This is a genomic window from Aeromonas simiae (assembly GCF_000820125.1).
Lineage (GTDB): Bacteria > Pseudomonadota > Gammaproteobacteria > Enterobacterales > Aeromonadaceae > Aeromonas > Aeromonas simiae.
Genome location: NZ_CDBY01000041.1, coordinates 1 through 10,337, shown reverse-complemented (window position 1 = coordinate 10,337; position 10,337 = coordinate 1). Strand labels below are relative to the sequence as shown.

The 10,337-nt window shown below is 61.7% G+C and carries 12 protein-coding genes; 8 read left to right on the top strand and 4 right to left on the bottom strand.

The genetic code is table 11. The features are described from left to right. Positions 1-57 precede the first annotated feature (57 nt). Positions 58-1,620 carry a DHA2 family efflux MFS transporter permease subunit gene (locus BN1134_RS07025; RefSeq protein ID WP_042046205.1) on the bottom strand — a complete coding sequence of 521 codons (1,563 nt, stop codon included), beginning with the start codon at positions 1,618-1,620 and terminating at the stop codon, positions 58-60. After that, positions 1,617-2,681 carry an HlyD family secretion protein gene (locus tag BN1134_RS07020; RefSeq protein ID WP_042046204.1) on the bottom strand — a complete coding sequence of 355 codons (1,065 nt, stop codon included), beginning with the start codon at positions 2,679-2,681 and terminating at the stop codon, positions 1,617-1,619. The genes BN1134_RS07025 and BN1134_RS07020 overlap by 4 nt, the downstream gene beginning before the upstream one ends. Before the next feature lie 94 nt (positions 2,682-2,775). Between BN1134_RS07020 and BN1134_RS07015 the strand changes: the two genes are divergently transcribed. Both BN1134_RS07015 and BN1134_RS07010 read left to right on the top strand, forming a co-directional pair. Beyond that, entirely contained in the window at positions 2,776-3,678 is a 903-nt protein-coding gene (locus BN1134_RS07015; RefSeq protein ID WP_042046203.1) for a LysR family transcriptional regulator, read from the top strand. 9 nt (positions 3,679-3,687) lie between these two features. Continuing rightward, entirely contained in the window at positions 3,688-4,002 is a 315-nt protein-coding gene (locus tag BN1134_RS07010; RefSeq protein ID WP_042046202.1) for a putative signal transducing protein, read from the top strand. A gap of 6 nt (positions 4,003-4,008) precedes the next feature. On the opposite strand, the gene BN1134_RS07005 is transcribed toward BN1134_RS07010, so the two are convergent. Beyond that, complete coding sequence (locus BN1134_RS07005) at positions 4,009-5,289, bottom strand: dicarboxylate/amino acid:cation symporter (protein WP_042046201.1); 1,281 nt, start codon at positions 5,287-5,289, stop codon at positions 4,009-4,011. Between the two features lie 207 nt (positions 5,290-5,496). Here BN1134_RS07005 and BN1134_RS07000 point away from each other — a divergent pair, with 207 nt between their 5' ends. Both BN1134_RS07000 and BN1134_RS06995 read left to right on the top strand, forming a co-directional pair. Then, positions 5,497-5,742, top strand: coding sequence for a YecH family metal-binding protein (locus BN1134_RS07000; protein ID WP_042046199.1), 246 nt, complete (start codon positions 5,497-5,499; stop codon positions 5,740-5,742). A 92-nt stretch (positions 5,743-5,834) separates the two neighbouring features. Then, complete coding sequence (locus tag BN1134_RS06995; protein ID WP_042046198.1) at positions 5,835-6,428, top strand: YhgN family NAAT transporter; 594 nt, start codon at positions 5,835-5,837, stop codon at positions 6,426-6,428. 5 nt (positions 6,429-6,433) lie between these two features. On the opposite strand, the gene BN1134_RS06990 is transcribed toward BN1134_RS06995, so the two are convergent. Further along, positions 6,434-7,369 (bottom strand): LysR family transcriptional regulator, encoded by a 936-nt coding sequence (locus BN1134_RS06990; protein WP_042046197.1) that lies wholly within the window; start codon positions 7,367-7,369, stop codon positions 6,434-6,436. Between the two features lie 175 nt (positions 7,370-7,544). On the opposite strand from BN1134_RS06990, the gene tatA reads away from it, so the two are divergent. The 4 genes from tatA to BN1134_RS06970 form a co-directional block, all read left to right on the top strand. After that, positions 7,545-7,706, top strand: a complete 162-nt coding sequence (tatA, locus tag BN1134_RS06985; protein ID WP_042046195.1) for a twin-arginine translocase TatA/TatE family subunit — start codon at positions 7,545-7,547, stop codon at positions 7,704-7,706. An 11-nt stretch (positions 7,707-7,717) separates the two neighbouring features. Then, a complete protein-coding gene (locus BN1134_RS06980; protein WP_042046194.1) occupies positions 7,718-8,017 on the top strand; it encodes a YfcZ/YiiS family protein in 300 nt (99 codons plus the stop codon). A 122-nt stretch (positions 8,018-8,139) separates the two neighbouring features. Further along, the gene (locus BN1134_RS06975; RefSeq protein WP_042046193.1) at positions 8,140-9,555 is read left to right on the top strand and encodes an MltF family protein; all 1,416 of its coding nucleotides are present in this window, start codon (positions 8,140-8,142) and stop codon (positions 9,553-9,555) included. Between the two features lie 147 nt (positions 9,556-9,702). After that, positions 9,703-10,337 (top strand): phospholipase D-like domain-containing protein (locus BN1134_RS06970; protein ID WP_232300608.1); only part of this gene is annotated, 635 nt, incomplete at its 3' end.

Genomic DNA, 10,337 nt, shown 5'->3' with positions numbered 1-10,337 from the left:
GGCGTGGCGTGGCGTGGCGTCAGAAAAAGGGCCACCCAGGGTGGTCCTTCGATGTTGTTAAGCTTCGGCAGCCGCAGCCGGTCGAGAGCTGGGTTGTGGCCTGGGCGCTTTAAGTAGCAGCATCAAGGCGCTGGCCAGCAGTAGGAACAACCCCATCAGAAAGAAGATCTGGTTATAGGCCATGATAGCGGCATCGCGCTGCATGGTCTGGCTGAGCAGGGCTCTGGCCTGCTCGGCTGCACCGACAGGGTCTCCGCTCTGCGCTGCCAATGCTTCGGTCGTTTGTATCAGCCATGTCTGGCCTGCCACACTACTGGCTGGCAGGGCGCTGGAGATGTAAGTCAGGTGGATGCGAGTCTCATTGTCGAGCATGGTGGCGATGATGGCGATACCGAAGGCTCCGCCCAGATTGCGCAGCACGTTGAGCAGGGTCGACGAGCTGGGGATGTCACCCGGGGTGAGGCTGGCGGTTGCGACCATGGAGAGCGGCACCATGATGAAGGGCTGCCCAAGCGCCCGCACGATCAGCGACTCAGTCAGCTGTGGGCCGGCAAAATCCATGCTCATACCGGTGTTCATGAAACAGCTGATGGCGAACACCAGAAAACCGAAGCTGACCAGATAACGCGGGTCCACCGAGCGGGTGAGCTTGGGCACCAGCGGCAGCACCAGCAGCTGTGGCAGCCCCATCCACATCAGCACCTTGCCAATCTCCAGCGCGTTGTAGTGGTGGATCTGGGTCATATAGAGGGGCAGCACATAGATTGATCCCATCAACGCCATGCCGAGGATGAGATAGGCAAAGCAGGCCAGTGCGAAGCGGGGATTGCCGAGCAATTTCAGATTGACCAGCGGGTGGCGGCGCAGCAACTGACTGATGACGAAGAACACCATGGCGATAGCCGAGAGCACGGCGAGACGCACAATAAACGCCGAGCCGAACCAGTCTTCCCGGTTGCCCTCTTCCAGCACGACCTCCAGTAATCCCAACCCCATGGTCATGGTCAGAATACCAACCAGATCCACCCGGCGGATGATCTTCCAATCGATCGGCTGGCGCTCCAGTCCGTGGGCCAGCATGGCCAGAACCACTAGGCCGGGCGGCACGTTGAGGTAGAAGATGTAGTGCCAGGAGAGCTGTTCGGTGAGCCAGCCCCCCAGCGTCGGCCCGATGGCCGGGGCAAAGGTGGTGCAGAGCCCGAACAGCGCCATGCCGGTGGCCCGCCTCTCCATGGGCAGCAGCATGACGATCAGGGTGAAGGCGAGCGGGATCAGGGCGCCACCGGTGAACCCTTGCAAGGCGCGAAACACGATCATGCTGGCCAGATTCCAGCTAAAAGAGCAGAGCACCGAGGCAATGATGAAGGCGGTGGTGGTCCACAGCAGATAGCGGCGCACACTCAAACCCCGGCTGAGCCAGCCACTGAGAGGGATGGCAATCATCTCTGCCACCAGATAGGAGGTCGAGATCCATGAACTTTCGCTCAGGGTGGCCGAGAGCGCCCCTTGAATATCTTTTAGAGAAGCGTTGGTGATCTGGATGTCGAGGATTGCCATGAAGGCGCCAAGCAGGCCTCCCAATACGGCGATCCAGTGGCGGCGTGGGACAGGCTGTCTCATCGCTTGGCGGCCAGTAGGGCAGAAGCATCGCTGGCGCTGCGGGTATCGACAGTGACCTCGCTGGAGAGGCCGGGCAGCAATTTTCCTGCCAGCGGGCCCGGCTCGGGGATGTGGATCTTCACCGGTACCCGCTGCACGATTTTGGTGAAGTTGCCGGTGGCATTCTCCGGTGGCAGCAGGGCGAATTTGGCGCCGGTCGCCGGTGCCAGGCTATCGATGATCCCCATGACGGGCTGATCTGGATAGGCATCGAGTACAACCTCGACCTGTTGCCCTGGCTGCATATGGGCCAGTTGGGTCTCCTTGAAGTTGGCCTCGACCCATACCTCGCGCAGGGGAACCAGACTGGCCACCTGCATCCCCGACTGTACATACATGCCGACGCGCAGGGCGCGGCGCCCTATGATGCCATCAGCCGGCGCCTTGATCTCGGTATAGGCCAGATCCAGCTCGGCCTGTGCCAGCGTCGCCTTGCTCTGGGCGATACGGGCTACCGCCTCCTGCTGTTCGGCATCGAGCACCTTGAGGTTATCGCGGGCGGCCTGTAGGGCGGAGCGTGCTTCCAGTAGCTGTGCCTGGGCCACTTTCTGATTGGCCTGCGCCTCATCCAGGCTGTCTTGGGAGGAGTAGTTATGCTGTTTCAGCTGGGCCAGCCGACTGACCTGCTGGCCGGTGCGCAGGGCCTCGGCCTCGACGGAGGCGACCTTGGCCTCGGCCTGGTGGATCAGACTCAGCTGCTGGGTACGGGTCGCCTCAAGGTTGCCAGCACTGGCCTGCTCCAGCTGGAGCGCGGCTTCGGCCTTGGCAAGGTTGTTGCGAAACTCCCTTTCGTCGAGAAGGGCGATGATCTGGCCGGCTTGCACGCGCTGGTTGTCGGTCACCCGCACCTCGCGCACATAGCCGGAGAGACGCGAGCTGATGCCCGTCACCTCGCTCTGTAGATAGGCGTTGTCGGTGTGTTCGAAATAGCGGCCATAGCCATACCAATAGAGGCTGAAGACGAGGGCGCAGAGCGCCATGATGAGGGCCGCCAGCAGGGGGATCTTCTTCTGTTTGCTCATGATCTGATCCTGTTAATAGAGGCGGGAGGCTATCATTGTCTTGTTTCCCACATTAGTCTGCTCGTTTGAGAAAAACTGTTTCATAGACAAGACAATGGACCTGAATGCTGCTCTGATTTTCGTCCGCATCGTGGAAAAGGGCTCCTTCACGGCTGCGGCCGCCTCCCTTGGTATGACCAAGGCCACGGTCAGTCGCCGCCTGATCGATCTGGAGAAACACCTCGGTGTCCGGTTGTTGTATCGCTCTACCCGCCAGTTGACCCTGAGCGAGGAGGGGGAGCACTATTTTCAGCGTTGTAGCAAGGCGCTAGAGGAGTTGGCTGAGGCTGAGCTGCAGTTAAGTGCCAGCCAGCAGGAGCTGACAGGAACGCTCAAGATGGCGGTGCCCATCGAGACGGGGCAGCTGGTGATGGCGCGCATGGTGGCGGATTTCCTGCAAACCTATCCCGGACTCAAGGTTGAGATGGAGCTGACCAACCGGGAGGTCGACCCCATCAGTGAGGGGCTCGACTGCATAGTGCGGATCGGCGAACCGGCGGACTCCAGCCTAGTGGCTCGCCGGCTATGGCGTACCGACCGTCTGCTGTGTGCCGCCCCCTCTTATCTGGCGCGATGTGGCGTGCCGGAACATCCCGAGCAACTGACTCACCATGAGCGGGTGGCGGTGCGTTCGACGTTTCTACGCGGGAGCTGGGACTTCAGCCGTGGGGAGCAGCGAATTCGCGTCGAGCCTGAATCCCGTTTTCGGGTCAACAATATTACCTGTGCCCGCGAAGCGGCCAAGGCGGGCCTGGGGCTGGCAGCCCTGCCGGCCATGCTGTGCCGGGAGGAGCTGGAGCGTGGTGAGTTGGTGAGCGTATTACCCCAGTGGCGGCTGGAGACAGTCCCCATTTACCTGTTGTTTCCAGAGCGCCGTTTCATGCCACGTAAGCTCAGGGTATTTATCGACTTTATGGCCGAGCATGCACAACGCTATGCGATCGACCGCTTGATTTGAGGAGAGATGATGGAGCAATGGATCAATCTGTATCGAGCCTCGCATGTGCTGGAAGCGCATGCGATCAAGGGGGCGCTGGAGGTCTCGGGGATCCGGGTCAGGCTCAATGGTGACGGGTTGCAGAGCCTCATTGGTGAGTTGCCCGTCGATCTGTTGCAGGTGACGCTGATGGTGCCGGAACACCAGCAGCATCAGGCTGCACGGGTCATCGAACGTTATCAGCAGCGTCAGGGCAACGGTTGGCTGTGTGGGCGCTGTGGTGAGGAGAACGGCGCCAACTTCGATATCTGCTGGCACTGCGGCAACGATCCCCAAGAGGAGTAGCCGGGGCTAGCGCTCGCCAAGCTCGGGATCATCTCCAGCGTCCGGATCGTGATAGGTGGCCAGATCCAGCTCCCCCTCCCGCTTGGCGATGAGCACCGAGACCAGGATGTCGCCCGATACGTTGACCGTGGTGCGCGCCATATCGAGGATGCGGTCGATGCCAGCGATGAGGGCTACCCCCTCCAGTGGCAAGCCGACTGAAGTGAGCACCAGGGTCAGGGTCATCAGTCCGGTGCCCGGAGCCCCTGCGGTGCCGATGCTGGCCAGCACCGCGATGACGATGATGGTCAGGTAGTCGAACAGATGCAGGTCGATGCCGAAGGCCTGGGCCACAAACAGCGCCGTCACCCCTTGGTAGAGCGCGGTGCCGTCCATATTGATGGTGGCCCCGATGGGCAGCACAGTGTTGGTGACCCGCTGGGAGACGCCGAGACGTTGTTCGGCACATTGCATGCTTAGGGGCTGAGTGGTCGCGCTCGAGCTGCTGGTAAAGGCCAGCGCCTGGGCATCGAGGATGCTGCGAAAATAGTGCCACGGGTTAAGGCGGGCCAGCAGGAGCAGCATGCCGCTGTAGACGCCGAGCACGTGCAGCAGGCAGCCAAGATAGACGGCACCGATCACCTTGAGCAGCGGCAGCAACAGTTCCAGCCCGTAGCGGGCCGCCAGCCACGCCATCAGGGCGCACACCCCATAGGGGGCCAGCAGCATCAACACCTGGGTCAGTTTGTTCATGGCGGCCGCCAGTGAGGCAAACAGCCGCTCGGCGGGTTCGCCCTGCGTGCCGATGGCATTGATGGCCAGCCCCAGCGCCACCGCAAACACCACCACCTGTACCACCTTGCCTTCGGCCATCGCCTGTAGCGGATTCGCCGGCATCAAATCGCCGAGTACCTGTTCTAGGGTGGGGTGACCGGGGGCGATGAAGACGATCGAGTTATGCAGAGCGGCCCCGGTGCCGGGCTCCAGTAGCCAGCCCATCAGCAGGCCGATGCAGATGGCCAGTGTGGTAGAGCCGAGATAGAGGCAGACAGCCTTGACGCCGGTGTGATCCAGGTGGCGTTTGCCGAGGGTGCAGATCCCGGTAATCACCGAGCAGAAAATGAGGGGCACCATCAGCATCTTGATGGTATTGACGAACAGGGTGCCAAATGGCTTGAACAGCAACGCCTGTTCCGGCATGCCGAGGCCGAGTGCGATACCGGCCAGCATGCCGAGCAGGGTTTTGAACCAGAGGGAGCGACGGGTCCAGATCCGCCAGGGTGCAAACACCATTCCTTGGAACTGCATGAGTTGTGCGGAGCCTCGAATTCTGAGCAGGTAAAAAAAGGGCGCCAGTGTAGCGGTTACCCCTGCGGGTTACCAGATTATCGGTAAAGGGAGGGGGCAGAACCAGAACTTGTGGACAAAAAGCAGCGGTTTCTTGGCCTGCATCAAGAAGCAAGGTCGCTGACGGCGCTTTAATGAACCTTTCAATTGTTTATTTGTGAGGTTGTCATGCCCATGTCGATTCATGGCCACGAAGTGATGCAGATGATGCTCGAGCGCGGTGGTCTGTTTACCCGGGAGAGCCTGCGCCAGGCCATCGCAGAGGCGTTCGGTCCCGATGCCCGCTTCCATACTTGCAGTGCCGAAGGCATGGATGCGGATCAACTGATCGACTTTCTGGAGCGCAAAGGCAAGTTTGTTGCTGCGGCTGAGGGATTCCAGACCCGCGCCGATCGTATCTGTAACCACGGTTGACCGTTCAGGTGGGCCGCTGTGACGGCCCCCTCGTCCCCCATTCCCCGAATCTGCTATATTGCCGCCTCTCTTCTTCTGCCGTTGGTCGCGCCATGGACACCTTCTCCGCCGCCGTCATGCTGTTTCTGATCATGGATCCCTTGGGTAACCTGCCGGTCTTTCTCTCGATCCTGAAGCACATCGATCCCAAGCGCCGGCGCAAGGTGATGATCCGCGAGCTGCTCTTCTCGCTGGCGATCATGATGGTGTTCCTGTTTGTCGGCCAGCAGATCTTAAGCTTCCTCAACTTGCGTCAGGAGGCGGTCAGTATTGCCGGCGGCATCATACTGTTTCTCATCGCCATCAAGATGATCTTCCCCGGCCCCGGTGGCGTGACCGGGTTGGCCGCCGGTGAGGAGCCGTTCCTGGTGCCGATGGCGATCCCCATGATTGCCGGCCCCTCGATCCTTGCCTCACTGCTGCTGCTGGCCAACCAGGCGCCGGGACGGATGCTCGACTGGTCGCTGGCCCTGTTGATGGCCTGGGGGGCCAGCGCCGTCATCCTGATGTTCTACGAGGTGTTCAACAAGCTGCTCGGCGAGCGCGGCCTGACCGCGGTCGAGCGGCTGATGGGCATGCTGCTGGTGATGATTTCGGTGCAGATGCTGCTCGACGGGGTACACCACTACCTGGCCGTCGTGCAGTAGATCTACTACGGGCTAATCAGCTCGAGCAGGGTGTCGCGCAACCAACGGTGGCCGGGGTCCTGCTCACGCCCCTGATGCCAGATCAGCAGGTGCGAGATGCTGTCGAGCCGGATCGGCAGTGGCAGCGGCTCCAGAGGATAGACCTGCACCGCATGCCGGGCGTAGAGGCTCGAGACCGTGACTATCATGTCCGAGTGCATGCCCATGCGCAGCGCCGCCTCGAAGCTCGGCACGCTGGCGGCGATGCGCCGCGCTACCCCCATCTGTAGCAGGCGATAATCGAGCATCCAGCGATCGCGCCCCTCGCAGTAGGTCTGCACGTGGGGATAGCGACTGAAGGCGGCCAGATCCCACCCCTCCCGCAATACCGGATGATCGCGCCGTACTAGGCAGGTCAGGTTGTCGACCGCCAGCAACCGCTGCTCCATGCTGCCGGGCAAGTCGTCCATCCGCATGTCCGAATCCTCGCTATTCTCCCGCACCGTGAAGGCCAGATCTGTTCCCCCTTGTGCCATCTTCCCCAGGCTGTCTTGATCCCACTCCACGTAGCGCAGGCTGAGTCCGGGGGCGAGGCGGGTCAGGGTCGGCAGGTAGAGGGGGGCGAACAGGGTAAAGGCGCTGTCCATGCTGGCGATGACAAACTCGCGCTCTGAGCTGGCCGGGTTGAAGCGGGGCGGTTGCAGCACCCCATCGAGCCCATGCAGCAGCGGGATCAGCTCCTGCTGCAGTTGCAGCGCGCGCGGTGTGGGCTCAAGCCCGTGCGAGGTGCGCAGGAACAGGGGATCGCCGAGCGCATCGCGCAGCCGGCCGAGCGCCTTGCTGACGGCCGACTGGCTCAGGTGCAGGCGCAGGGCGGCTCGGCTGCCGTTGCGCTCTTCCAGCAGCACATGCAGCACGATGAGCAGGTTGAGATCGAGGCGGTTGAGCAGTTCCAGGCGCATGGCGGTGTCTCGTGGCAAAGCGAGCCCACCATGATACGGGAAGCGCGGGGGCCAAGGCAGTGGGATTAATTTTCCATCGCAGATGGCGATTTACTGCGGACTTGATTTCGACCAACAATAAAGAGATTCAAATCTGCTACAACAATGCGGTTTTCACTCAAGATGGAGGTCTTCCATGGGACTCGGTGGCATTCATATCTGGCACATGCTGATCCTGCTTCTGGTCGTGGTTCTGGTCTTTGGCAGCAAGCATCTTGCCGGTGCCGGCGAGGATCTGGGCACCGCCATCCGCGATTTTCGCAAGGCGATGCGTGATGATGACGCATCCAAACAATAGGAGTAGACAGCATGTCGGTTGAAGAGAAAGTTCAGGAAACCTGCGACGCCTGTGGTTGCTATGCCGAGATCGGCACCATCATCGGTGAAGGTGATGATGTCCTGGATCTCGAAGTTTCTGCCGCCAGCGAAGCGGACGCCCGCGCCAAACTGGCCGAGTATCGTGCTCTGGCCGCACAGGTGAGCCCGGAGTCCCGCATCCAGGAACAACTGGAGCAGGCGGAACAAGGGGTGATCCTCAAAGCCCGCATCCAGTTCAGCTGCACCGCTGAAAAATTGATCTTCGAAATGCGCGCTCGCTCGCTGGGTTGAGTCGTGCTCCACGGCAGGGGTGACCCTGCCGTATCGACCCGTCGGCTGTGGGTCTCTGATTCTGGTGGGCGCCTTCTGGCGGCCCGGATACCCGGTATGGCCGGATAGCATGAGGCAAGCAGATGCAGCGATGGGTATGGGTCTGGCTGGCCCTCTTCTCTTTTCCCCTCATGGCAGCGCCTGTCAAGCCACAGGTGTTACCACAACCGGGCGATCTCGATCACATCCTTGAGCAGCGGGTGCTACGGGCGCTGGTGGTCTACGAACGCGGCTTCTTCTTTCTCGACAAGGGGCATCAGAAGGGCATTTTGGTGAACCAGTTGCAGGGATTCGAAAACTGGCTCAACCGCACCTATCTGGCGCGCGACAAGGTCAAGCTCAGGGTTATCTACATTCCGGTGCGCCAGGATCGTTTGCTCGATTACCTCGAGGAGGGGCGCGGCGATCTGGTGGTGGCCAATCTGACCGTGACCCAGGATCGGCGCGACCGGGTGCGTTTCTCACACCCCGTGGTTTCTCCACTTGAGGAGTGGGTGGTAAGTGCTGACTCACTTCCCGCTTTCAATCGCATCACCCAACTCTCTGGCCGGCGTATCTGGGTGCGGGCCAGTTCGAGTTATCACGAGAGCCTGCGCCGGCTCAACCGCCTGTTTCGTGATCTCGGTCTGCCGCCGGTCTATGTCGAGACGGTGCCCGAATACCTGCAAGACGGCGATCTGCTGGAGATGGTGGCCGCCGGCCTGATCCCGCTGACCGTCACCGACAGTTTCAAGGGCCGCCCCTGGTTGGGGACGCTGCCTGGTCTCAAGGCCCATCGCCTCATTCCACTGCGCGATCACGGCCATACCGCATGGGCGCTGCGCCCCGATGCCCCCAAGCTGCTGACGGCGGTCAATCGCTACCTGGAGCAGGCCCCTAAAAGCCAGCTTTACAGCGATCTGAGCCTGCGTCAGTACCTGCTGCAAAGCGATTCACTGAGCAACATACTGGCTCCGGAACGGGTCGGCAGGCTGAACCAGATCCGCCAGGTGTTACAGAAGTACGCCAAGCGCTATGACCTCGACTGGCTGATGCTGGCGGCCATGGCCTACAAGGAGTCGGGGTTGGACCCCACGGCCCGCTCCCCGGGGGGCGCGGTCGGGCTGCTGCAGCTGCTGCCGACGACCGGCAAGGCGGTGAATATCACGGGTGAGAGGCTGGCCTCGCTGGACGGGAATGTGGAGGCGGCCTGTCGCTATCTGCGCCACATTCTCGACACCTATTTCAACGACCCCAAGCTCGATCGCCTGAACCGGCATCTGATGGTGTTCGCCGCCTACAATGCGGGGCCGAACCGGATCCAGCGGCTGCGCAGCAAGGCGGCAGCCCAAGGGCTGGACCCGGATCAGTGGTTTGGCAATCTGGATCAGCTGGTGGCCAACGAGGTGGGCCAGATCCCCATTACCTATGTCGGCACCATCTACAAGTACTACGTGGCCTACCGCTTCAGCCTGCAACAGATTGAGGGCAAGCAGGAGGCGCTGCGTCGGGTGCAGTGAGGCGGGGAATGTCAGGGTGAACAAGGAACCAGGGTGGCGGGGTTTTCTCGCCTGAACCGCGCTGGCGCCGCTCTGCTTGCTGATACATGATGGACTCCGATCCCGACTGCGATGGAGAAGAGGGTGCCGCGGCAAGATGACAGTCGTATGGAGGCGGTGGAATGTTCCCTGCTTACCGAGCCCGAAGCGGCGCTGGCATGGCGCCGGGCACTGATCCGCCAGGCGCGCCACGCCATCGATGCCCAGTATTACAGCTGGGCGGAGGACGATAGCGGCAGCCAGCTGCTGGCCGAACTGCTGGCCGCCGCCCGCCGTGGTGTGCAGGTGCGCCTGCTGGTGGATGACATGTACGTTGTCACCTCGGGCTGGCTGGCTCTGCTGGCCGGCGAGCCGAATGTGGCGGTGCGCCTGTTCAACCCGTTTCGTTTTCGCCTGTGGCGCCCGCTCGCCCTGCTGCTCGAGATACTGCTGCGCTTTCGCCGCCTCAACCACCGCATGCACAACAAGCTGCTGCTGATCGACGGCCGGCTCGCCATCATTGGTGGGCGCAACATCGGCGATAGCTACTTCGACCGCGCGGCCTCCACCGCCTTTATCGATCTCGATCTGCTCTGTCGCGGCATCTTGTGCCGCCAGCTTGAACAGGGCTTCGTGCGCTTCTGGCGCAGTCGCTGGAGCCGCTCCCTGCTAAGGCTGCACCCCGAAGTGGGCACTATGTCTGCCGATGAACGGGCTCTCCGCTGCGCGGTGCTATTGCCATTGGCGGGGCGGGAGGGAGAGCC